The following is a 21,871-nucleotide window of genomic DNA, read 5'->3' as shown; positions in this document are numbered from 1 at the left end:
TCACAGTTCTTCCACCACGACGTTGCGGTTGGTGTATATGCAGACATCACCGGCGATGTTGATCGCTTCGGTGGCGATGGTTTTTGCATCCAGTTCGGTGTGCGCGACCAGCGCGCGTGCGGCCGACAACGCATACATGCCGCCAGAACCAATGGCGATGATGCCGTCGTCGGGCTCGATCACGTCGCCGGTGCCACTGATCACCAGCGAGGTCTCCCTGTCGGCCACCGCCAGCAGTGCTTCGAGCTTTCCGAAGCGGCGCTCGGTGCGCCAGTCCTTGGCCATCTCCACCGCTGCGCGGGTCAGCTGGCCGTGCTTGAGCAGCTTGGCCTCGAACAGCTCGAACAGGGTGAACGCATCGGCCGCCGCGCCAGCGAAACCGGCGATCACCTGGCCGTCCTTGCCGAGCCGGCGGATCTTGCGCGCGTTGGCCTTCATCACCGTGTTGCCGAGCGTCACCTGGCCATCGCCGGCGACGGCGACGTGGCCGTTGCGGCGCACCGAGACGATGGTGGTGGCGTGGAATACGTTGGGGTTCCGGCTGGCGTCCATTGCAGGCTCCATGGGTCGAACCCCTTGGATGGGGGTGGGCAACGGTGGGCGCAAGGGGTGGGGTGGATTGCCGCGGCCGGGCGTGGCTCGTGTAGGAGCGACGTAAGTCGCGATTTCCTCGCCATCCGGGATCGCCGTGCATTCGCGACTTACGTCGCTCCTACAGTGCTCCGTGGATTTCAGGTCTTGCGCTTGGCGCGCGGGTGGGCGGCGTCGTAGACCTTCGCGAGGTGCTGGAAGTCGAGGTGCGTGTAGATCTGCGTGGTCGAGATGTCGGCGTGGCCGAGCAGCTCCTGCACTCCGCGCAGGTCGCCGGAGGACTCCAGCACGTGGCTGGCGAAACTGTGCCGCAGCAGGTGCGGATGCACCCGCTTGAACAGACCCTGACGCTGCGCCAACTGACGCAGCCGGTACTGCACCGCGCGCGGAGTGATCGGCCCATTGCGACCGGGGAACACCGGCGCATCGTTCCCGGCGCCGGTCGACGCACGCCACTCGCGCAGCGCGTTACGGGCGAACGACCCCAATGGCACGGCGCGCTGCTTGCCACCCTTGCCAAGCACGGTGACCAGCCCGTCATCCAGGTCGAGATCGCGCCAGCGCAGCGCGCACAGCTCGCTCAACCGCAAGCCCGACGAATAGAACAGCTCCAGCAACGCACGGTCGCGCAGGCCCAGCGGCACGTCCGTCGGCACCTCGACCAGCGCCTTGGCCTCGTCCGGGTCCAGCACCTGCGGCAACTTGCGCGGCGCCTTCGGCGCACGGATCGCCGCCGCCGGACTGGCGCTGATCCGCCCGTGCTTCAACAGCCAGCCATAGAAACTGCGGCACGCCGACAGCCGCCGCTGCAGGCTCTTGGGCGACAACCCGCGACGATGCTCGGCCGCAACGAAGGCGCGCAACTGCTCGGCCTTCACGTCTACCACCTCGACACCCTGCTCCCGCACCCACTGCGACAACACCGCGAGGTCACGCCGATACGCATCGAGCGTATGCGGCGACATCCGCCGCTCCACCGCAAGATGGGACAGGAAGTCGTCGACAGGAAGCGAAGTCACGCCCCCATCCCCCGCCCCGCGATCCCCAGGGAAACCCCAAAACCACCGGAGCATGGCCCGACCATTTCACCAACGGGAAGGTCGCGACACGACCGGAGACCCACAAGCCCAACCTCCGCCGGGCGAAACCCTCCCCGCCCACGAAGCAGCGACCTGTCCGGGGTTTGCGAAAAGCGGACCATGGATGGTCCGCGGCGGCGAGTCAGGCCATGGATGGCCTGACCGAGCCGGGTAGCAAACCCCGGACAGGTCGTCGCCCCACCCCGAGCCGGGACCCCGCTCCTGCTGTTGACCTTGCTGTTGGCGCAACTACCGCCCATACCTCGCCAACGCCGTAACCAGCGCCTCGCCCATCATCCGCAGGAACAACGTCCCCATCCCCGGAAAGAACCGGTTCGGATCGCCACTGCCCACCGCCACCAGCCCCACGCCCGCCAACGGCAGCAACGCCGTCGACTGCACCTCGTCCGCACGCGTCCCATAGAGCAACGCATGCTTGTCCGGCTGCAACCGCCCGCACAACGGCTCGCCATCGGCCAGGCAATCACGGAACGGCTGCAGGCGCGCGTCATCCGCATCGATCTGCTGCAACCACTCCGCATCATCCAGCCCCTCGACCGGCGCAAACATCACCAGCCGCACCAGGTCGCCGTTGAAATCCTCCGCCAGGCTCGCCGCCATCGCCCGCAGCGTGTCGGCCGCGTTGTCCTGCCGCATCAGCGCCAACGTCAGCTGCTGCGTGCGCACCGCCAGCCGCTCGTTGTCCTGCGCGTTGCCGGACAACTCCTGCAGGCGCCGGTTGAGCTCGCGGTTCTTGTCGCGCAGCACCTCCAACTGGTAACTCGCCAGCGACGAGGCCGACCCCGCCTCGCGCGGCACCACCAGGCTCAGCGCCAGGTCCGGGAACTGCTGCAGGAAGTTCGGATGGCGCCGCAGCCACGCCGCGACCTCGTGCGCACCCAGCTTTTCAGTGGTCTCGGTCATGCAGCCATTCTCCTTCGAATACGAATGTCGCCGGTCCCGCCATCGTGACCGGTGCATCTTCAGCGGCCCAGCCGATCCGCAGCGTGCCGCCCGGCAACGCGACGCTGACCTCGCGGTCGACACGGCCGCGGCGCATCAGTATCGCCGCCGCCGCGCAGGCGCCGCTGCCGCAGGCCAGTGTCTCGCCGACGCCGCGCTCGAGCACGCGCAGGCGGATGCGCTGGCGCGACTCGACCTGCGCGAAACCGATGTTGGCCGACTCCGGGAAACCCTCGTGCTGCTGCAGCACCCTGCCGGTGGTTTCGAGCGGCGCGCGATCGATGTCGTCGACCTCGACCAGCGCGTGCGGGTTGCCCATCGACACCGCGCCGAAACCGATGATCGAGCCGCGCGTGCCGAGCACATAGGTATCGCGCGGACCATCGAAGCCATGCAACGGGATTTTTTCGGGATCGAATTCGGGCACGCCCATGACTACCCGGAAATCGTCGGCGAGCCGGGTCACCGCATGGCTGCCGACCGGACTGTCGAGGACGAACTCCGGGTCCTTCGCGGCGCCATCGCGGACCACCCAGGCCGCAATGCAGCGGGCACCGTTGCCGCATTGCTGCGAGGACGAACCGTCGGCGTTCCAGATCCGGTAGCTGGCGACGGAGCCGGCCTCGCGCGGGTCCTCGACGGTCAGAATCTGGTCGCAGCCGACCCCGCTGTGGCGGTCGGCGAGCGCGCGGCACAGCGCTGCGCCGGGGGCGGGCTGTTTGCCGCGCAGGTCGAGCACGACGAAATCGTTGCCGGCGCCATGCATCTTGCTGAAAGGCAGACGGTCCGACGGTCGCGCGGACTGCACCTCAGCCATTGCCGTCGTCGGCAGTCCCCGTCCCGGGCGGGCTGTCGGGCACGGTGGCCGGATCGATCGGGATCGGGTCGAACGGAACCGGCTCGCCAGGCGACATGCCCTGCTCCGGGGTCGCATCGATGTCGTCCCCCTCGACCGGCATGGCCGCCGGATCGGCGACATCGATGTCGTCGGCAGCGGGGTCGTCGATCTCGACGGGCACCGTGCCGGCCGGCACCTCGGGCGCCTCGACCGGCTCGGCCTCGTCGGGCATGACCAGCGGGCCCTTGTTGCCGCAACCGGCGATGGCCAGCGGCAGCGAGACGACCAGGGCGGCGAGCAGCAATGGGTTTCGTGCGTTCATCGACGCAGTGTAGCCGCGCCGATGGCGGCTGCGAAGCTCAGCCCGGTGGCGGTTCAGGCCGATGCCACAACCAGGTGCCGACCACCAGCATGATCGCGCTGCCGAGCATCGCCATCCACGGCCGCGGCGCGGTCAGGAACATCACCACCGCGCAGGCCGCCATCGTCGTGACCGCGAACCACTTGGCCCGCCGCGAGACCGCTCCGTGGCGCTGCCAGTCGCGGATCATCGGGCCGAACTGGCGGTGGGCCAACAACCAGCGATGCAACCGCTGCGAGCCACGCGCGGCGGCGTAGGCCGACAGCAGGATGAAGGGCACCGTCGGCAACCCCGGCAGCACGACGCCGAGCAATCCGAGGCCCAGGCTCAGCCAGGCAAGCAGCCACCAGGCCCAGCGCAAGCGGGACGGTGGCGGCACGGGTGCGGGGTCGGTCATCCCGCCATTGTAGGAGCGGCTTCAGCCGCTCCTACAAACGCCCTACCGCGCGGGCGCGGCGACGCCCAGGCGGTCGAGCATGAACGCGTACATCTCGGCCTGCTCGCGGTAGCGGCGGAATCGCCCGGACTTGCCACCGTGGCCGGCGTCCATGTTGGTGCGGAACAGCACCGGCTCGCTGCCGGTGTTGAGGTCGCGCAGCCGCGCCACGTACTTGGCCGGCTCCCAGTACTGCACCTGCGAGTCCCACAAGCCGGTACCGACGAAGGTCGCCGGATACGCCTGCCTGGACAGGTTGTCGTACGGCGAGTAGCTGAGCATGTACTCGTACGACTCGACGCTGGTCTCCGGGTTGCCCCACTCGTCGTACTCGTTGGTGGTCAGCGGGATCGACGCGTCGAGCATGGTGGTGACGACGTCGACGAACGGCACCTGCGACAGGATCACGTCGTAGGTATCGGGCGACATGTTGGCGATCGCGCCCATCAGCAGGCCACCGGCGCTGCCACCGTAGGCGGCGACGCGGTCGGGCGCGGCGTAGCCCTGTTCGACCAGGTACCTGGTGACGTCGATGAAATCGGTGAAGGTGTTCTTCTTGTTGAGCAGCTTGCCGGCGTCGTACCACTTGCGACCCATCTCCTGGCCGCCGCGGATGTGCGCGAGCGCGTAGACCATGCCGCGGTCGAGCAGGCTGACCACCGAGAGGTTGAAGTTGGGGTCGGTCGAGCTGCCGTAGCTGCCATAGGCGTACTGCAGCATCGCCGCGCTGCCGTCCTTCTCGAAGCCGTTGCGGTAGACCAGTGTGACCGGCACCTTGACGCCATCGCGGGCGGTCGCCCAGACGCGCTCGGTGGTGTACTTCGACGGGTCGTAGCCGATCACCGGCTGCTGCTTGAGCTGGCGACGCTCGCCGGTCTTCGTGTTGAGTTCGTAGGTGGTCGCCGGGGTGGTCAGCGAGGTGTAGCTGTAGCGCAGCCAGTCGGTGTCGGGCTCGGAATTGGTCGACAGGCCCATCGAGTAGGCGGACTCGTCGGCCTTGACGTACTCGGACGCCGGGTCGGGCTGCCCCGCTTCGCCGCGCAGCAGGCGGATGCGCTCGAGGCCACCGGACCGCTCGGCGACCGCGGTGAAACCGTCGAACAGCTCGTAGCCGTCGATGAAGACGTCCCCGTCGTGGCCGATCCACTCCTGCCACTGCGCGCGCGAGGTCGCGTCGCTCGGCGCGGTCATCAGCTTGAAGTTTTCGGCGCCGTCGGCATTGGTGCGGATCACCCAGCGGCCGTCGTGGTGGTCGGCGTCGTACTCGACGTCGCGCTCGCGCGGGGCCAGCACCACGAACTCGCGCGGATCGGCGGCCGGGGCGCAGCGCGACTCGCTCGACACCGTGCTCTCGACGCCGATGCAGATGTATTTGTCATCGCGGGTGCGGCCGATGCCCATGTAGAAGCTGTCGTCGTGCTCCTCGTAGACCAGTTCGTCTTCGCTGGAAGGCGTGCCGAGCACGTGCCTTTTCACGCGGACGGTGAGCAGGGTCTCGGGATCGTTCTCGACGTAGAACAGGGTCCTGTTGTCGTCGGCCCAGACAATGTTGGGCGAGACGCCGCGGATCACGTCGTCGAACACCTTGCCGGTCGCGATGTCCTTGATTCGGATGACGTACTGGCGGCGGCCGACGTCGTCCTCGGCCCAGGCCAGCAGTGTGTTGTCCTGGCTGGTTTCCCAGTCGCCGACGTTGAAGTAGTCCTTGCCGGCGGCCATCACGTTGACGTCGAGCAGCACCTGCTCGGCCGCGTCCATCGAGCCTTCGCGGCGCGCGTAGACCGGGTAGTCCTGGCCGGTCTCGAAGCGGCTGTAGTACCACCAGCCGCGCTCGCGATACGGCACCGAGCTGTCGTCCTGCTTGATGCGGCCGACGATCTCCTCGTACAGCGTGTCCTCCAGCGGCTCGAGGCGCGCCATGTACGCGTCGGCGTAGGCGTTCTCGGCGTTGAGGTAGGCCAGCATCTCCGGGTTCTTGCGGTCGTCGTCGCGCAGCCAGTAGTACTCGTCCTGGCGCTGCGCGCCGTGCGGCGCGGTGACGGTGTGCGGGCGCTGCTCGACGTCGGGCGGCGCGGGCAGGTCCTGGGCGAGGGTCGGGGTGGAGACGGTCATCAGGGCAGCCAGCAGCAGGGTGGGCTTCATGGGATGGGGTCCGGGGGTGGGAAGTGCAACCGGGTACGGGGAGCTTCGTTGTAGGAGCGACGTGAGTCGCGATCGCACGGCGAAACCGGGCATCAGTGAAATCGCGACTTACGTCGCTCCTACATCAAAGCCGGCCGGCACATCAAAACGTGCCGGTACATCAAAGCGGGCCGGGGTTGCCGGCCCGCTCCGGGGTCAATCGTTCAACTGGTTCCACAGGAAGGTGAAGGCCAGCGCGCTCATGTGGGCGGCCTGCTTGTTGTTGGCCGAGCCGCCGTGGCCGCCTTCGATGTTCTCGTAGTAGCGCACGTCCTCGCCGCCTTCGAGCATCTTCGCCATCATCTTGCGGGCGTGCCCGGGGTGCACGCGGTCGTCGCGGGTGGAGGTCATGAACAGCGTCGGCGGGTAGTCCTTCGCCGGGTCGTACAGGTGGTACGGCGAGAAGGTCTTGATGAACGCCCACTCCTCCGGCTTGTCCGGGTTGCCGTACTCGGCCATCCACGACGCGCCGGCCAGCAGCTTGTGGTAGCGCTGCATGTCGAGCAGCGGCACCTGCACCACGATCGCGCCGAACAGCTCCGGGTACTGGGTCAGCATGTTCCCCATCAGCAGGCCGCCGTTGCTGCCGCCCTGGATGCCGAGCTTGCCGGCCGAAGTGATCCTGCGTGCGACCAGGTCCTGCGCGACCGCGGCGAAGTCCTCGTAGGCCTTGTGCCGGTTCTGCTTCAGCGCGGCCTGGTGCCAGCGCGGGCCGTACTCGCCGCCGCCGCGGATATTGGCGACCGCGTACACGCCGCCCTTCTCCAGCCAGCCCTTGCCGACGCTGCCGGAGTAGCCGGGCGTCATCGATATCTCGAAGCCGCCGTAGCCGTACAGCAGGGTCGGGGTGCTCCCGTCGAGCGCAAGGCCTTTCGGCTTGACGATGAAATACGGCACGCGGGTGCCGTCCTTGCTGGTGGCGAAGAACTGGTCGACCTCGTGGGTCGACGCGTCGAAGAACACCGGCATGGTCTTGAGCACCTGCGGCGCCTGGCCGACCTCGGCGATCGCCAGTGTCGCCGGGCTGAGGTAGCCGTCGGCCTGGACCCACACCGCGTCGCTGTGGTCGGGGTCGACCGCGCCCACCGAGACGCTGCCTTCGGGCTGGCCGGTGAAGTCGCTGCGGCTCCACTCGGCCGAGCCATCGGACGGCGGGGTCAACACCTGCAGGTCGTTCTTGACGTCGTCGAGGATGTTGAGCACGAGGTGGTTGGCGGTGGCGGTGACGCCGGCCAGCGAGGTGGTGTCGGTCGGCTCGAACAGCGCGGTGAAGTCGCGGCCGCCGGCCATGAACGCATCGAAGTTGGCCGCGATCAGGCTGCCGGCCGGGAAGGTCTTGCCGGCGGCTTCGTACGGCTCGCGCAGTTCCAGCACCAGCCAGTCCTTGTGCACCGACTTGTTGGCCGAGTTCGGCGCGTCGATCTTCCGCAGTTCGCCATCGGTGTTGAGGTACAGCTCGTCGTTGTAGAACGCGAGGGTGCGACTGACGAAGTCGCGCTCGTACCCCGGGGTGTGGTCGTGCATGGCGGCGATGTACATGTCGTCGGGCTTGCCCTCGTACACCACCTCGGCCTCGCCCATCGGGGTGCCCCGGGTCCAGCGCTTGACGATGCGCGGGTAGCCGGACTCGGTCATGGTGCCGTCGCCGAAGTCGGTGAAGACGTAGACGTTGTCGCGGTCGATCCAGCCGAGGCCACCCTTGGCCTCGTCGCGGAAGAAGCCGTCTTCGACCCACTGTTTGCCGGCCAGGTCGAACTCGCGGGTGACGTCGGCATCGGCGCCGCCGCGCGACAGCGCGACCAGGCAGCGCTGGTACTCCGGCGGCAGGCAGTCGGCGCCGTGCCAGACCCAGTTCTCGCCCTCGGCCTTGTTCAGCGCGTCGAGGTCGATCACGGTTTCCCACTTGGGGTCGTCGGTACGGTAGGACTCCAGCGTGGTCCGGCGCCAGACGCCACGCTCGTGCTGGGCGTCCTTCCAGAAGTTGTAATAGTGGTCGCCGATCTTGCCGACGTAGGGAATCTTGGCTTCGGAGTCGAGGATCGCGCGGATCCGCGATTCCAGCTGTTCGAACCCGGGAGTGCCCGCCAGTTCGGCTTCGGTCACGGCGTTGCGGGCCTTGACCCAGTCGAGGGCCTTTTCGCCTTCGACGTTTTCAAGCCAGAGATAGGGGTCGGTCACGGTGGGCTCCTGGGCGTGGGAGGCGCCCGCGGCAGTGGCCAGACCGGCGGCGAGGATGGCGGCCTGGACGGCCTGCGACAGCGTGGACATGGGCGCTCCGGGTATCGGTGGGGCGGGAAAGGCGAAACCCGCAAGCTAGCACGGAGGCGGCTGGCGAGTGGCGTGCGCGAAGTCATGCGGGGCGGCTCGCGGATGCCACCTTTTGGATGGCAGCCGTTGGAGTGCGGGTCGTTGGAACCCGGTCTTTGGAATGCGGGGCTTGTCGAATCGTCTGTCCGGTGAGGCGGTTGTAGGAGCGACGTGAGTCGCGATCGCACGGCGATCCCGGGCATCGGTGAAATCGCGACTTACGTCGCTCCTACATGGGCGCCTTGATGGGCGCCTTGGGTTGAGCTACGCGGCCTTTGGCAGCGCGGGGCGCGGCAATGGCCGCGCGCGGCGGCGGGCTTGCGGGCCGCTGCGATGGCGACGTGCGGTGTGGCTACGACGGTCCGCGGTCGCGGTCGCAGCACGCAGGCGAAAACGGTGCACGACGCACCAGGCGCTCAGCGGCATCACCAGTAGCCACAGCGGCAGCCAGCCGAAGGTTTCGCTGGAGCCGCGCGCGGCGGGCACGAGCAGCAGCAGGGTCGCGCCGATCGCGATGGCGTAGCGCAGGACGTCTTCGAGGCGTGGGTCGATCGGTTCGGCGGTCTGGGCGGAACGGGTCATGGCGCGGCTCCTGGGTGGCTGGAGCTGCAGGATTGCGCCGGGGTATCTCAGGGGCTGCGACTTGGTGGGGTGGCGTGTCGGAGCTTCGTTACTGGACGCTGGGAAGGTATGCCCGGCGCCCTCAATCGTATCGTTCAGCTGGCCTCGCTTTGATGTAGGAGTGGCGGCCGCATGTGGCCGCCGGTAAGTCGCGATCGCACGGCGATCCCGGGTAGCAGTGAAATCGCGACTTACGTCGCTCCTACACCGGGGCGGGCTGTTGGCTGTGGTCAGTACCCGGCCTCGTCCAGCGCCTTGTCGGCCTCGGCGCGACCGATCGCGATCAGTTCCTTCGCACGCCAGAACTCGTAGAACTGGCAGGCGTCGCGCGGGATCCGGATCACCAGTTCGGGTGGATCCAGGGCGAGCTGCACGCGGGCGATCTGGGCCTGCATGGTGTCGAGCGAGCGCGCCATGAGTTCGGTGAAACCGTAATGGGGCGAGGCGTCCGCGTCATCGCCGCCGCGATGGAAGCGGTGCTCGATCCAGTCCAGCAGCCGCGAGTGCGCCGGTGCCTCGTCGCCGCTGCGCGGTTCCGGTGCTTCCGGATCGGCCGGGGCGCCGGGCGGCGTCATCGGCCAGCTGTTCATGTCGACCGCGATCAGTCGATGCGCATCCGACAGCCGGGTGGCGGCGATCGGCAACGGCGCGAGCAGGCCGCCGTCGACCAGTTCGCGGCCGTTGACGCGATGCGGGGTGAACACGCCGGGGATCGCGATGGAACCGCGCACCGCGTCCCACAGGTCGCCCTGCCGCAGCCAGACTTCGCGCTGGCGCATCAGGTCGACCGCGACCGCGGTGAAGTCGATCGGCAAATCCTCGATTTGCAGGTCGCCGGTCCGCTCGCGCAGCGCCGCCATCAGCCGGGTGCCCTCGAACAGCGCCGGCTTGCCGAACACCGGGTCCAGCAGGCGCAGCATGTCGGTGCGGTTCATCGACAGCAGCCAGTCGCGGAACACCGGCAATTGCCCCGCCGCGAACAACCCACCCACCAGCGCGCCGCTGGACGAACCGGCAACGGCGACGATCTCCAGCCCGCGTGCCACCAACGCGTCGATCACGCCGATCTGCGCCAGCCCGCGCGCACCGCCGGCGCCCAGCACCAGCGCGACCGGTTCGCCGCGCTCGATCCTCGGAGCGTCCGCGCCGGCCATCATCCCGGGGTGCGCTCGTAGTTGGAGATCGCCAGCTGCAGCAGCGTGCGTGCCTGCTCGCGCAACGGCGGCGGCTCGACGATCTCGGCGTCGCTGCCGTAATGCAGCACATCCATCAGCAGCTCGCGACCGGAGCTGTAGGGCAGCTTCAGTTCATAGCGGCCATCGGGCAGGAACCGGCCCTGCTGCTGTGAATGCCAGTGCTCGTCGGCGACCCAGCGCGCAGCCTTGGCGCTGAACACGATCGTGGCCCAGCCTTTCGGGGTACCGGAGAAGATCCCGTAGCTCGACGCGAGCTGGCGGTCGAGTTCCTCGTCGGGCACGTCGCGGGCGGGCTCGTCGAGCTGACGCGCGGCGCTGATGCGGTCGACCGCGAAGCTGCGCAGGCCATCGCGCTCGTGGTCCCAGGCGTCGAGGTACCAGTTGTCGCGGTAATGGGTCAGGCGCTGCGGCGAGACCGTGCGGCGGGTGTGCTGGTCGGTCGAGCGCGCGCGGTATTCGAACGCCAGCTGCCTGCGGTCGAGCACTGCGGTGGCGACGTGGCGGAACGCGGTCTCGTCGAGCTTGCGGGTGCGGTGCGGGATCACCCGCACGCGCTCGACCGGCACCCGGCGGCCACCGGCGTGGTCGTCGAGCAGCTTCTCGATGCGCTGCTGCAGCGGCGCCAGCGCATCCGACAGCACCCCGCCACCGCTGCGCAGCATCAGCTGTTGCGCGGCCAGCAGCGAGTGCAGTTCGTCCGAGCTCAACCACAGGCCCGGCAGTTCGAAGCGGCTGCTGTCGTCGGGGTCGTAGCGGAAGCCGGCCTCGCCGTTGCCGATCACCGGCGCCATCAACTGGTCGCGCAGGTAGGCGAGGTCGCGATAGACCGTCGCGCGCGAGCACTCGAGTTCTTCCTGCAGGCGCTGCACCGTCACCGGATAGCGCGCGGCGGTGAGGATGCGGTGCAGGGCGTGGATGCGTTCGATGCGTTCCATGGGCGGCGTTTCCTGGGTCCGACCGCAAGCATGGCACCGAGCGATGCGGCCCCGCCACTGCAGGACGGCATACTGGGCGTCGTCATTCGGGAGACCACCATGAAACGCACGCGCCTGTACGCCGGTTACCTCTGCGTCGCGATCGCCTTCGCGCTGATCGTGATGCTGGGCTACGGCTTCATCGACCCGATCGGCATGGACATGACCGCCCATCCGGAAACGATGGGCGCGGCGCTGATGGGACTGTTGCCGAGCGTGCTGATCGCGGCGGTGGTGTTCGCCATCGGGCTGGTCCTGGTCAAGGGCGCGCGCAAACCCTGACGGCAGGCATCGCGCGGATTCCGAACAAGTTCATTGCCCGGCATCGACAATGCGCCGGCGGCCGGTCAGTATCCGGCCGCTTTTTGTTCCCAGCCGGAGTTGTCCATGCGCAAGTTCCTCCTGGCGACCGCGATCGGCGCGGTCATGGCGCCAGGCATCCTCCACGCCAACGAACTTCCCGACGTCGATGCCGACGCCGAAGGCACCCACTGGAGCGGCAACGGTGAACTCGGCCTGGCGTTGTCGCGCGGCAACACCGACAGCCAGACCCTGCTTGGCAGGCTCAGCCTGGCCCGCGAGGACGAGCGCTGGAAGCACGAGGCCGGCCTCGCCTTCCAGTATGGCCAGCAGGACGACATCGACAGCGCCTATCGTTACGAGGCATTCGGCAAGACCGGCCTTCGCCTCGGCGAGCGCAGCCGGTTGTCCGGCTCGGCACGCACCGAGCGCGACCACTTCGCCGCCTACGAATACCAGTCGACCGCCGCCTTCAGCTACGGCCACGACGCGGTCAAGACCGAAGCCACCCACCTGGATTTCGAGATCGGCCCGGGTTACCGCTGGTCCAAGCTGCAGGGCGTGCGGGTCCACGAGAACGGTGGCGTCGTGCGCGGCCTGATGGACTTCGGCCACCGCTTCAACGACTCGACCTCGGTCTACGACACCCTGCTGGTCGAGGCCGGACGCGACAACACCTTCGCCCGCAACGAGGCCGGCGTGCAGGTCAGGATGAGCGACGCGCTGGCATTGAAGGCGGGCGTCGAGGTGCGCCACAACACCGACGTGCTGCCGGGCATCCACCGGACCGACACCCTCACCACGGTCAACGTCAGCTACGGCTTCTGAGCGGCGCCCATGACCTGCGCCTGCCACGCGGCCTTGGCATAATCGGCGTTCCAGCCGCTGCCGGAGGGACCGATGTCAGCCCTGCTGGGGCTGGTCCTGCTGACCGCTCCGTTCGTCACATTGCCGTCGCCGGCGTTTCCCGCCGACCCCACCCTGGCCGCGCTCGGCAGCGACCCGGCACAGCTGCGGCTGTTCTGCTACTCGACCCGCTGCGGTGACGAGGAGTGGCGCCGGATGCGGTCGCCGACGGAGCCGTTGATCAGTGCGGCCCCCGGCCGGCGCAGTCCGGCGTTGCCGCGCAGCACGCCGTGGATCGGCCTGCATGTCCCGGCGCGACCGCGTGAAAGCGCCGCCAGCTACGCCAACGACTGGCGCATCGGCAGCCGCTACCGGGTGCAGGCGGTGCGCAACGGCCCGACCCGGGTCGGCGTGCAACTGGGCGCGGGCTACCGGCTGGCGCCACTGAGCGACGACGGCATCCACATGCCCGGGCCGGTGATGCGCGGCGTGGTCGAGATCGGCCACCGGATCAGCCCGCGCGCCGAATGGAACCAGCGCATCCAGTTCGAGACCGGCCAGGGCACGACGTTCGTCAAGCAGTCGGTCGGGCTCGACGTGTCGCTGTGGCCGGCGTGGACGCTGGAGTCGGACTTCACCATCCGCCACGACGAGTACGGCCGCAGCGGCAGCGAGTCGGCGGAGTCGTCGCTGCAGTTGCGCCGGCGGTTCTGAGGCGGGGGCGCGTTGCGGGAACCCCGCCTACGGGGAACCCCGGTTTTGTAGGAGCGACGTAAGTCGCGATTTCCTCGCGGCCACGTCCTGCTTGCTGCGCGCGAACTCCCGGCATCGCCATCCGCGACTCCCCGCATCCGGGCGTATATCGACCGACGATTGCCGAGGAAATCGCGACTTACGTCGCTCCTACATCGGGCCGGCGGGTCGGGTCGGGCCAGGCCGGTGGAGGCGTCAGAGGCCCAGCAACTCGCCGGCGCCGTCGGCCAGCAGGGCCTGGGCGACTTCGCGGCCAAGCGTGTTGGCCGACGTGCCTTCGGCCTGCGCGCGGACGAGGCGGCCGTCCCCGGCCGAACCGACCAGTCCATGCAGTTGCAGCCGCTCGCCATCGAGCGTCGCGAACGCCGCTACGGGCACATGGCAGCTGCCATGCAGAGTGCGGTTCATCGCACGCTCGGCCTCGACGCAGCGGCGGGTGTCGGGGTGGTCCAGCGCGCCGCACAGCGCGATGGTGGCGGCATCGTCGTCGCGGCATTCGATCGCGATGGCACCCTGCGCCGGTGCCGGCAGCCACTGTGGCGCCTGCAGCCGCGAGCGGATGCGGGCGTCCAGGCCGAGCCGCTGCAGGCCGGCGCAGGCCAGCACGATGGCGTCGTAGTCGCCGGCGTCGAGCCGCGCCAGCCGGGTGTTGACGTTGCCGCGCAGGTCGCGCAGTTGCAGGTCCGGGCGCCGCGCGCGCAACTGGGCCTGGCGGCGCAGCGAGGAGGTGCCGACCACCGCGCCCGGCGGCAGCGCGTCGATGTCGTCGAAACGGTTGCTGACGAAGGCATCGGCGTAGTCGGCGCGCCGCAGGATCGCCGGCAGCGCGAAACCCGGCTCCAGTTCCATCGGCACGTCCTTCAGCGAGTGCACCGCGCAGTCGGCCTCGCCGCGCAGCATCGCCAACTCGAGTTCTTTGAGAAACAGGCCCTTGCCGCCGATCGCGGCCAGCGAGCGGTCCAGCACCTCGTCGCCGCGGGTGCTCATCGGCACCAGCTCGACCGCGAGGCCCGGGTGGGCGGCGCGCAGGGCGTCGGCAACGTGTTCGCTCTGCCACAGGGCGAGCGGGCTCTTGCGGGTGGCGATGCGCAGGGTGGTCATGCGGGGATTATCGCAGGGCGTGGCGATGTGCGTGGCGATGGCGGTGGCGCGGCGATGTGCTTGGCATGGCTACGACCGTGGCACGGGGTGGTGCGTGGCGTGGCTACGTCGGTGGCGCGGCGTGGTCCGTGGCTTGGCTACGTCCGTGGCGCGGGGGTGGTACGTGGCGTGGCTGCGTCGGTGGCGTGGCTGTAGGAGCGACGTAAGTCGCGATTTCCCCAGTAGCCGTTTGTCGATGACGCGGTTTGCGGGAACTAGTGGTTGCGGTGGCGGGATTTCGCGCGCAGCACGCGGCACATGACAGCGGTGAAATCGCGACTTACGTCGCTCCTACAGTGGCTGTTACAGGTGTTTCAGGGTTTCGCGCAGGCCGGCTACGCAGCGGCGGCTGACTTCCAGCGGCTGGGGGGCGTGGCGCAGCACGGCCTGGGTGTGGCCGTCGGGGTTGCGGCGCAGGCCGGTGATCTCGTGGCGGGCGACCAGGCAGTTGCGGTGGATCCGCACGAAACGCTGGCCGAACTCCTCCTCCAGCGACTTCAGCGACTCTTCGATCAGGTCCTCGCCATGGGCGTGGTGGACGATGACGTACTTCTCCTCGGCCTGCAGGTAGTGCACGTCGTCCAGCGGAATCAGCCGCAGGCTGCCGCGCAGGCGCGCGCACAGGTGGCTGCGCACGGCCGGGGCGTCATCGCGGGCACTGCGCTCGCGGCCGGCGGCAAAGGTGCGCACGCGATCCAGCGCCGCGGCCAGGCGTTCGGCGCGCACCGGCTTGACCAGGTAGTCGATCGCCTCGGCCTCGAACGCGGACAGTGCGTGGGCGTCGTAGGCGGTGCAGAACACCACCGCCGGGCGCGGCTCGAACGCGGCCAGGTGGCGCGCGGCCTCCAGCCCGTCGATGCCCGGCATCGCGATATCCAGCAGCACCAGGTCCGGCGCGTGTTCGGCACAGGCGTGCAGCGCCTCGGTGCCGTCGGCGGCCTCGGCCACCACCTCGATGCCCTCCGCCTCGCGCAGCAGGCCGCGCAGGCGCTCCCTTGCCAATGGTTCGTCGTCGGCGATGACCACCTTCATCGACCAGCCCCCTGTCCGTGCAGCCGCGCGACGGGCGCGGCCGGCGCCCCCGATCTTAGCGCGGACCCGCGCGCCCGGACGACGGGGTCGCGCGCCGCGGGTCACGGATTCGGACTCCGCCGCAGGTCAACCGGCGCCGGTCTTCCCGCAGGCAAGCGCATCCTCGTCGTCGCCGGCTCCCGCCACCACCCGGACGCGGGTGAACGACGCGGCGAACGGCACATCGGCCTCGACCTGGAACGGCACGTCGGTCGCGCCCAGGTTGGCGCCGCGCCCGGCGAAGCATGCCAGCGGCACCTTGACCGTGTGTTTCTCACCAGGCTCCAACCCGGCGAACACCGGCGCCAGGTCGATCGAACCGCCGCAGTCCGGCCCGCAGGTCATCGACAGCACCACCGGGTCGGCCGGTGCGTGGACCAGCGCGACGTCGAACTGCAGCGCGCCGTCGTTCAGCGCAAAGGCATTGAAGTTGTTGCGCGCCGCGCTGCGCGAGAACAGCCGCGCGGGTGCCAGCCAGGTCACTTCCTTGGCGTCCTGCTGGGTGTTGACCTGCACCGTGCGCACGCGGAGCGCCGGCGCGTCGCGCGGCCACTCGATGGTCGCGTTGAGGTCGGCGCCGACCGCCTGCTCCTGCGCGCCGGCACCCATCGTCAGGGTGTACGGCGCCACGTCGGCGTTGTTGAAGACCGGCAGCGCGGTCGCCTCGCCGCATTGCGTCGCCTCGTCCAGCGGCAGCGTCGCCACGGTGCCGCCCTTGGCATAGGACAGCCCATAGCCGAGCGCGAACTGCGGCGCGGCGCCATCGGGTCCCAGCGCGCGCGGTCCGGGGCAGGCAACCGCCGGCCACGCGAACGACAGCGTGGCGCCGAAGTCGTACGCCGGCTTGCCGTCGGCGCCGGCCACCAGTACGTCGGTGACGCCCTTGCCCTCGGTGCCGGGAAGCCACGCGGCGACGAAGGCATCGGACAGGTTGATCAGGTCGTTGGTGTACAGCGGTCGCCCGGACAGGAACACCGTCACCACCGGCACGCCCTTGCCGGCCACGGCCTGCAGCACCGCGAGGTCCTCCGGATGGCGGCGGCTGTGGGTCACCGTGTCGGACGCGACGATGTCACCGTTGGTCTCGGCGTAGGGCGTCTCGCCGATGACGGCGACCACCGCGTCGAAGCCGGCGACATCCACGCCCTCGGCGGTTTCACTGAAGGTCACGCTGGCCGCGCCGAGGGCTTCGTTCAAGCCGTCGAGGATGCTGTCGGCATCCGGGAAGTCGGCGTTGGTGTTGTCGGTACCCTGCCAGGTCAGCGACCAGCCGCCGGTCTGGTTGGGGATGCTGTCGGCGCTCTTGCCGACCACCAGCACCCTGGCGTTGCGGGACAGCGGCAGCGCGCCGCCCTCGTTCTTGAGCAGCACCAGCGTTTTGCGCACTGCCTCGCGCGCCAGTTCGCGGTCCTGGATCGCCTCGACCGTGCCGGCGCCGGCGTGCTGCGACGGCTTCTTTCCGTCGAACAGGCCGGCGCGCAACTTGACCCGCAGGATCCGGCTGACCGCATCGTCGATGCGCGCCATCGGGATGTCGCCGGCCTCGACCTGTTCGATGGTGTTGGCGATGAAGGCCTTCCAGTCGTCGGGCACCATCACCATGTCGATGCCGGCGTTGATCGCGTCGGCGCAGCTCGCGTTGCTGCAACCGGGAAGCTGGCCGATGCCGTTGTAGTCGGAGACGACGAAACCGTCGAAGCCCATCTTCTCCTTCAACGCGCCGGTCAGCAGGACCTTGGCGCCGTGCATCTTGCCGTGGTCCTCGCCGCTGCCGGTGTCGACCCAGCTGTTGTACGACGCCATCACGGTCTGCGCGCCGGCGCCGAGCGCGCCGTAATAACCGGCTCCGTGGATGTTGATCAGCTCGCCGAGGGTCGCCCGGGTCACGCCCTGGTCCTTGCCGTGCTCCGTGCCGCCATCGCCGATGAAGTGCTTGACGCTGGCGATCGCGTTGGCGTCGTCGGCGAAGCCACCCTGCAGGGCCTGGGTGTAGCTGGCGGCGTACTCGCGCACCAGCGCCGGGTCCTGCGACCAGCTTTCGTAGCTGCGGCCCCAGCGCGTGTCCAGCACCACCGGCACCGCCGGCGCGAACAGCCAGTCGATGCCGGTCGCGCGCACCGCCCGGCCGGTCATCGTGGCGATGCGGCCGACCAGCTCCGCGTCGTGCGCCGCGCCCAGGCCGATGTTGTGCGGAAAGATGGTCGCCCGGTACACGTTGCTGTGGCCGTGCATCGCATCGGTGCCCCACATGATCGGCACCGGCACCTTGGCGTCGACCGCCATCGACGCATCATGGAACCCGTCGGCCACCGCCACCCAGTCGGCGACGCTGGCGTGCTTGTCCTGGCCCGGCCACGAGCCGCCGCCGTTGAGCACCGAGCCGATGTAGTACTCGCGCACTTCCGCCGGCGTGATCGACTTGATCTCGGCCTGGGTCATCTGGCCGACTTTCTGCGCCAGGGTCATGCCGGCCACGATCTCGCGCACGCGTGTTTCCAGCGCCGGATCGGACTTGATTGCGCTATCGACGTGCGGCCAGTCGGCCAGCGGCTTCGCCGTCGCCGATTGCGCGCCCGGCGCGGTGGACGCGGCGTCACCGGCTGCACGGTCGTCGCAGCCGTACAGCGCGAGCGTCGCCAGCAGGCTGGCGGACAGGACGTATGGATGCAGCTTCATGGCGACTCCTCGATTTCTTCCGTGCGGGCCAGCGCGCCATGCGCGATCGTGGCCGGGGCAAGATAGGGGGCTGCGCGCACCATCGCCGCAACCGGGTTGACAGCGTTGTCATACCGGCGCCCAATGTATATGTCAAAGCGCGGTGGTTCAATTGCCGGCCGCGCCAGCCCGTGCTCCGCGAGGAAAGGATGAATACCCGCAGTTCCATTGCGCACGCCCCGACGCCTGTCGCCCGCCCGGCGTCGCCCGGCGCACGGTGAGGAGCGACATGCGCATCAGGATCGAAGACGTGGCCGCCGCCGCCGGGGTGTCGATGAAGACCGTCTCGCGCGTGCTCAACAGCGAGCCCAACGTGCGCGAGGCGACCCGCCAGCGCGTGCTGGAAACGGTCGAGAAGCTGCAGTACAAGCCCAACCCGTCCGCGCGCAGCCTGGCCGGCCAGCGTTCGTATGCGATCGCCCTGGTCTACGACAATCCGTCGCGCAACTACCTGATGGAAATCCAGGCCGGCGTGCTCGACGCGTGCTACTCGCACCACTACAACCTGGTGCTGGCCCCGGTCGATGCCAGTGCGCCGGGGGCGACGGCGGGCATCCGCGGCGTGTTCGAGCATTTCGGTCCCGACGGCGTGGTGCTGATCCCGCCGCTGACCGACGACCCGGTGGTGCTGGGCTACCTGCAGGAACACGGGGTGCCGTTCGCGTGCATCTCGCCGCATTCGCTCGCCGACCGGATCGGCGTGACCATGGACGAGCGCGCCGCGGTGCGCGACCTGATGGCGCACCTGGTGTCACTCGGGCACCGGCGCATCGGGCACATCGAGGGACACCGCGACCACGGCGCCTGGGAATGGCGCCACGATGGTTATCGCGAGGCGCTGGAACAGGCCGGGATCAGCTACGACCCGGCGCTGGTGGTGCGCGGCGAGTTCGTGTTCGAGTCGGGGGTGCGCGCCGCCAACCGGCTGCTCGACCTGGACGACCCGCCCACCGCGATCTTCGCCGCCAACGACGACATGGCCGCCGGCGTGATCCGGGTCGCCGGCGAGCGCGGCCTGCACGTGCCACGCGACCTGTCGGTGTGCGGCTTCGACGACACGCCGATCTCGCGCCACATCTTCCCGGCGCTGACCACGGTGCGCCAGCCGACCATGGAGATGGGCGCGGAAGCCACGCTGCAGTTGCTCGAGCGGATCCGTGCCGGGGATGCCGGCCGCATGGTCGAAGTCCGCCATGCCCTGCTGTTGCGCGAGTCCACCGGGCCGGCACGCCCATCGGGCGCGACCGGCAGCTAGGCCGGACGGTTTACGCCGGGGCCGTGGACGCCAACCCGGCCTCGCGCACGCGCGAGCCGCGCAGCGCGTAGTACAGGATGAAGCCGTAGCACAGCATCGGCAGCAGGAACGCCATCTGCAGGCCGAACCCGTCGGCCAGCCAGCCCATCGCCAGCGGGATGACCGCGCCGCCGACGATCGCCATCACCAGCAGGCTCGAGGCCTTGCTGGTCAGCGGCCCGAGCCGCTCGATGCCGAGCGCGAAGATGGTCGGGAACATGATCGAGTTGAACAGGCCGATCGACACCACGCTCCACTTCGCCAGCTCGCCGGTGCTCACCATCGTCACCGCCAGCAGCGCGGCCGCGACCAGCGCGAACACGCCCAGCAGCCTGCGCGGATCGACGCTGGTCAGCAGCGCCGCACCGACCAGCCGGCCGACCAGCGCGCCACCCCAGTACATCGACACGTAGGTCGTGGCCTGCTGCTCGGTCAGGCCCAGGCCGATGTGCGGCATCGACAGGTAATTGACCAGCACGCTGCCGACCGACACCTCGGCGCCGACGTAGAAGAAGATCGCCAGCACGCCGAACAGCACGTGCCTGTGGCGCAGCGCGTCGCCGATGCTGTAGCGGTGGTCGTGCGCGGCATCCTCGACGCCGCCGATCGCCGGCAGGCGGAACGCCATCACCACCGCGGCGAGCACGAACAACGTGAGCGCGAGCCCGAGGTACGGGCCCTGCACCGCCTGCGCCTCGGCCGCGCGATAGGCCAGCGCTTCCGCCGCCGGCATCGCCGCCAGCTGCTCGGCGCTACGGGGTTCCGCCGACAGGATCAGCAGCCCGCCGAACAGCGGCGCGATGGTGGTGCCCAGCGAGTTCATCGACTGCGCCAGGGTCAGCCGGCTGTGGCTGGTCTTCTCCGGCCCCAGCAGGGCGACATACGGATTGGCCGCGACCTGCAGCACGGTGATGCCGGTGGCGAGCACGAACAGCGCGGCGAGGAACACCGGATAGCTGTGCACGGCCGCGGCCGGCCAGAACATCAGCGCGCCCAGGCCGGCAATCGCCAGCCCGGCGACGATGCCCTTCTTGTAGCCCAGCGCCGCGACCAGCCGCCCGGCCGGCAACGACATCAGGAAATACGCGCCGAAGAAGGTGAACTGGATCAGCATCGCTTGCACCCAGCTCAACTCGAACTGCGCCTTCAGGTGCGGGATCAGGATGTCGTTGAGGCAGGTGAGGAAGCCCCACATGAAGAAGATCGAGGTGACCACCGCCAGGGCCAGGCGGTGGGTCTGCCGGGGCGACCCGGCGGCGGTTGCAATCTGGGGCGTGGCGAGTTCCATCGGGTTGCTCCGGTCCGCGTGGGCGCAGGCATCGTGTGTCCGCGATCGTCCTATGGAACCTGCTTCAGGTCCCGCTGTCCAGCGCTGTCATCGATGCCGTTCCGTCGCCTGACGTACTGCATGATCTCGATGAAGGGGGCGACCCAGTACATGTCGGGGTGGCGCGCAAGGTGGTCCAGCAACGCCTCGTGGGCCTCGTTGGAGACGGCCAGGTAATCGCCGCCGACACCGTGGAACGTGAGGTTGGCCATCGTGTCTTGGCGCGCGGCGTCCTCGACGATGGCGATCAGTTGGGCGCCGGTCACATCCGCCGGCGTGTCGACACTGACCGCATACGGATCCAGCATCGCCATGTCTTCGACGACCGCGCCATGGCCGAGCCTGATCGCCACGAACTCCCGCTCGACCAGCTCGACGTAGTCCGCGCCGTCGGCCACGGCATCCCCGCACGGCACCGCCAGCGTGCGCGCGGAGCGGCCGTCGATCGCGCCGAGCATGGCGTTGGCCAGCCGCACCTGGTCCGCCATTTGTGCGGCCGTCGTGGTGTCGAGATCGCGCCGTGGCTCGACCCAGTCGCGCCCCTCACCCGACCCCGAACACTGGTGGAACAGGGTGTGGTTGCCGAGTTCGTGCCCGCGCGCGGCGGCGGCGCGCCATTCGGGCAGGCGCGTGCGCAGCGTGTCGGCTGAAAGCGGCAGGTAGAAGCTGGCCCGGAACCCGTGGCGCTCCAGCGCGGGGATCGCGTTGTCCAGCTGCGAATCCAGCGCGTCATCGTAGGCGAGGCTGACGGCGGCGCGTTGGCCACCGGGCCAATGGAACGGTTCGCGCTCGCCGGCCGTGGCGAATGGCGCGGCCAGCACCGTCGCAAACAGCAGCATCGACATTGGACCGATGGCTTTCATCGCGCGCCCTTTTTG

The 21,871-nt window shown here is 69.2% G+C and carries 20 protein-coding genes; 4 read left to right on the top strand and 16 right to left on the bottom strand.

Going from position 1 to position 21,871, the window contains the following annotated elements:
• The 11 genes from hslV to ACT9AS_RS02370 form a co-directional block, all read right to left on the bottom strand.
• Positions 1–552 carry an ATP-dependent protease subunit HslV gene (hslV, locus tag ACT9AS_RS02420; RefSeq protein WP_445098523.1) on the bottom strand — a complete coding sequence of 184 codons (552 nt, stop codon included), beginning with the start codon at positions 550–552 and terminating at the stop codon, positions 1–3.
• Positions 553–731: 179 nt separating this feature from the next.
• Positions 732–1,556, bottom strand: coding sequence for a tyrosine recombinase XerC (xerC, locus tag ACT9AS_RS02415; RefSeq protein WP_445099013.1), 825 nt, complete (start codon positions 1,554–1,556; stop codon positions 732–734).
• Between the two features lie 363 nt (positions 1,557–1,919).
• A complete protein-coding gene (locus ACT9AS_RS02410) occupies positions 1,920–2,594 on the bottom strand; it encodes a DUF484 family protein (RefSeq protein ID WP_445098522.1) in 675 nt (224 codons plus the stop codon).
• Positions 2,578–3,450 (bottom strand): diaminopimelate epimerase, encoded by an 873-nt coding sequence (gene dapF / locus ACT9AS_RS02405; RefSeq protein ID WP_445098521.1) that lies wholly within the window; start codon positions 3,448–3,450, stop codon positions 2,578–2,580. The genes ACT9AS_RS02410 and dapF overlap by 17 nt, the downstream gene beginning before the upstream one ends.
• Positions 3,443–3,793 (bottom strand): LPS translocon maturation chaperone LptM, encoded by a 351-nt coding sequence (gene lptM / locus ACT9AS_RS02400; protein ID WP_445098520.1) that lies wholly within the window; start codon positions 3,791–3,793, stop codon positions 3,443–3,445. The genes dapF and lptM overlap by 8 nt, the downstream gene beginning before the upstream one ends.
• A gap of 37 nt (positions 3,794–3,830) precedes the next feature.
• Positions 3,831–4,229: a DUF454 family protein gene (locus ACT9AS_RS02395; protein ID WP_445098519.1), complete on the bottom strand. Its 399-nt coding sequence runs from the start codon at positions 4,227–4,229 to the stop codon at positions 3,831–3,833.
• Positions 4,230–4,271: 42 nt separating this feature from the next.
• Complete coding sequence (locus tag ACT9AS_RS02390; protein WP_445098518.1) at positions 4,272–6,410, bottom strand: prolyl oligopeptidase family serine peptidase; 2,139 nt, start codon at positions 6,408–6,410, stop codon at positions 4,272–4,274.
• Between the two features lie 195 nt (positions 6,411–6,605).
• A complete protein-coding gene (locus ACT9AS_RS02385) occupies positions 6,606–8,717 on the bottom strand; it encodes a prolyl oligopeptidase family serine peptidase (protein ID WP_445098517.1) in 2,112 nt (703 codons plus the stop codon).
• 303 nt (positions 8,718–9,020) lie between these two features.
• Entirely contained in the window at positions 9,021–9,338 is a 318-nt protein-coding gene (locus ACT9AS_RS02380) for a hypothetical protein (protein ID WP_445098516.1), read from the bottom strand.
• A 269-nt stretch (positions 9,339–9,607) separates the two neighbouring features.
• Positions 9,608–10,531, bottom strand: coding sequence for a patatin-like phospholipase family protein (locus ACT9AS_RS02375; protein WP_445098515.1), 924 nt, complete (start codon positions 10,529–10,531; stop codon positions 9,608–9,610).
• The gene (locus ACT9AS_RS02370) at positions 10,531–11,508 is read right to left on the bottom strand and encodes a WYL domain-containing protein (protein WP_445098514.1); all 978 of its coding nucleotides are present in this window, start codon (positions 11,506–11,508) and stop codon (positions 10,531–10,533) included. The genes ACT9AS_RS02375 and ACT9AS_RS02370 overlap by 1 nt, the downstream gene beginning before the upstream one ends.
• A 99-nt stretch (positions 11,509–11,607) precedes the next feature.
• Here ACT9AS_RS02370 and ACT9AS_RS02365 point away from each other — a divergent pair, with 99 nt between their 5' ends.
• From ACT9AS_RS02365 to ACT9AS_RS02355, 3 genes are all read left to right on the top strand, one after another.
• Positions 11,608–11,829: a hypothetical protein gene (locus tag ACT9AS_RS02365; protein WP_445098513.1), complete on the top strand. Its 222-nt coding sequence runs from the start codon at positions 11,608–11,610 to the stop codon at positions 11,827–11,829.
• 105 nt (positions 11,830–11,934) lie between these two features.
• The gene (locus tag ACT9AS_RS02360; protein WP_445098512.1) at positions 11,935–12,675 is read left to right on the top strand and encodes a DUF481 domain-containing protein; all 741 of its coding nucleotides are present in this window, start codon (positions 11,935–11,937) and stop codon (positions 12,673–12,675) included.
• 72 nt (positions 12,676–12,747) lie between these two features.
• Complete coding sequence (locus ACT9AS_RS02355; protein WP_445098511.1) at positions 12,748–13,407, top strand: DUF481 domain-containing protein; 660 nt, start codon at positions 12,748–12,750, stop codon at positions 13,405–13,407.
• Between the two features lie 234 nt (positions 13,408–13,641).
• On the opposite strand, the gene hemC is transcribed toward ACT9AS_RS02355, so the two are convergent.
• The 3 genes from hemC to ACT9AS_RS02340 form a co-directional block, all read right to left on the bottom strand.
• Positions 13,642–14,547: a hydroxymethylbilane synthase gene (gene hemC / locus ACT9AS_RS02350; RefSeq protein WP_445098510.1), complete on the bottom strand. Its 906-nt coding sequence runs from the start codon at positions 14,545–14,547 to the stop codon at positions 13,642–13,644.
• A gap of 342 nt (positions 14,548–14,889) precedes the next feature.
• Entirely contained in the window at positions 14,890–15,618 is a 729-nt protein-coding gene (locus ACT9AS_RS02345) for a response regulator (RefSeq protein WP_445098509.1), read from the bottom strand.
• A 126-nt stretch (positions 15,619–15,744) separates the two neighbouring features.
• A complete protein-coding gene (locus tag ACT9AS_RS02340; protein WP_445098508.1) occupies positions 15,745–18,333 on the bottom strand; it encodes a glycoside hydrolase family 3 N-terminal domain-containing protein in 2,589 nt (862 codons plus the stop codon).
• Positions 18,334–18,601: 268 nt separating this feature from the next.
• On the opposite strand from ACT9AS_RS02340, the gene ACT9AS_RS02335 reads away from it, so the two are divergent.
• Entirely contained in the window at positions 18,602–19,627 is a 1,026-nt protein-coding gene (locus ACT9AS_RS02335; RefSeq protein ID WP_445098507.1) for a substrate-binding domain-containing protein, read from the top strand.
• 10 nt (positions 19,628–19,637) lie between these two features.
• Here ACT9AS_RS02335 and ACT9AS_RS02330 read toward each other — a convergent pair whose 3' ends face one another.
• Complete coding sequence (locus tag ACT9AS_RS02330) at positions 19,638–20,954, bottom strand: glucose/galactose MFS transporter (protein ID WP_445098506.1); 1,317 nt, start codon at positions 20,952–20,954, stop codon at positions 19,638–19,640.
• A gap of 50 nt (positions 20,955–21,004) precedes the next feature.
• A complete protein-coding gene (locus tag ACT9AS_RS02325; RefSeq protein ID WP_445098505.1) occupies positions 21,005–21,856 on the bottom strand; it encodes a polysaccharide deacetylase family protein in 852 nt (283 codons plus the stop codon).
• Between the last annotated feature and the right edge of the window lie 15 nt (positions 21,857–21,871).

Source organism: Lysobacter sp. F60174L2 (genome assembly GCF_052547135.1).
Note: the sequence above shows the minus strand (reverse complement) of the source record. Positions and strands in the feature narration are given on the sequence as shown.

What these genes read in the sequence shown, in the direction of transcription:
- hslV (WP_445098523.1), bottom strand. Translation starts at nt 552, where the DNA reads ATGGACGCCAGCCGGAACCCCAACGTATTCCACGCCACCACCATCGTC.
- xerC (WP_445099013.1), bottom strand. Translation starts at nt 1,556, where the DNA reads ATGTCGCCGCATACGCTCGATGCGTATCGGCGTGACCTCGCGGTGTTG.
- ACT9AS_RS02410 (WP_445098522.1), bottom strand. Translation starts at nt 2,594, where the DNA reads ATGACCGAGACCACTGAAAAGCTGGGTGCGCACGAGGTCGCGGCGTGG.
- dapF (WP_445098521.1), bottom strand. Translation starts at nt 3,450, where the DNA reads ATGGCTGAGGTGCAGTCCGCGCGACCGTCGGACCGTCTGCCTTTCAGC.
- lptM (WP_445098520.1), bottom strand. Translation starts at nt 3,793, where the DNA reads ATGAACGCACGAAACCCATTGCTGCTCGCCGCCCTGGTCGTCTCGCTG.
- ACT9AS_RS02395 (WP_445098519.1), bottom strand. Translation starts at nt 4,229, where the DNA reads ATGACCGACCCCGCACCCGTGCCGCCACCGTCCCGCTTGCGCTGGGCC.
- ACT9AS_RS02390 (WP_445098518.1), bottom strand. Translation starts at nt 6,410, where the DNA reads ATGAAGCCCACCCTGCTGCTGGCTGCCCTGATGACCGTCTCCACCCCG.
- ACT9AS_RS02385 (WP_445098517.1), bottom strand. Translation starts at nt 8,717, where the DNA reads ATGTCCACGCTGTCGCAGGCCGTCCAGGCCGCCATCCTCGCCGCCGGT.
- ACT9AS_RS02380 (WP_445098516.1), bottom strand. Translation starts at nt 9,338, where the DNA reads ATGACCCGTTCCGCCCAGACCGCCGAACCGATCGACCCACGCCTCGAA.
- ACT9AS_RS02375 (WP_445098515.1), bottom strand. Translation starts at nt 10,531, where the DNA reads ATGGCCGGCGCGGACGCTCCGAGGATCGAGCGCGGCGAACCGGTCGCG.
- ACT9AS_RS02370 (WP_445098514.1), bottom strand. Translation starts at nt 11,508, where the DNA reads ATGGAACGCATCGAACGCATCCACGCCCTGCACCGCATCCTCACCGCC.
- ACT9AS_RS02365 (WP_445098513.1), top strand. Translation starts at nt 11,608, where the DNA reads ATGAAACGCACGCGCCTGTACGCCGGTTACCTCTGCGTCGCGATCGCC.
- ACT9AS_RS02360 (WP_445098512.1), top strand. Translation starts at nt 11,935, where the DNA reads ATGCGCAAGTTCCTCCTGGCGACCGCGATCGGCGCGGTCATGGCGCCA.
- ACT9AS_RS02355 (WP_445098511.1), top strand. Translation starts at nt 12,748, where the DNA reads ATGTCAGCCCTGCTGGGGCTGGTCCTGCTGACCGCTCCGTTCGTCACA.
- hemC (WP_445098510.1), bottom strand. Translation starts at nt 14,547, where the DNA reads ATGACCACCCTGCGCATCGCCACCCGCAAGAGCCCGCTCGCCCTGTGG.
- ACT9AS_RS02345 (WP_445098509.1), bottom strand. Translation starts at nt 15,618, where the DNA reads ATGAAGGTGGTCATCGCCGACGACGAACCATTGGCAAGGGAGCGCCTG.
- ACT9AS_RS02340 (WP_445098508.1), bottom strand. Translation starts at nt 18,333, where the DNA reads ATGAAGCTGCATCCATACGTCCTGTCCGCCAGCCTGCTGGCGACGCTC.
- ACT9AS_RS02335 (WP_445098507.1), top strand. Translation starts at nt 18,602, where the DNA reads ATGCGCATCAGGATCGAAGACGTGGCCGCCGCCGCCGGGGTGTCGATG.
- ACT9AS_RS02330 (WP_445098506.1), bottom strand. Translation starts at nt 20,954, where the DNA reads ATGGAACTCGCCACGCCCCAGATTGCAACCGCCGCCGGGTCGCCCCGG.
- ACT9AS_RS02325 (WP_445098505.1), bottom strand. Translation starts at nt 21,856, where the DNA reads ATGAAAGCCATCGGTCCAATGTCGATGCTGCTGTTTGCGACGGTGCTG.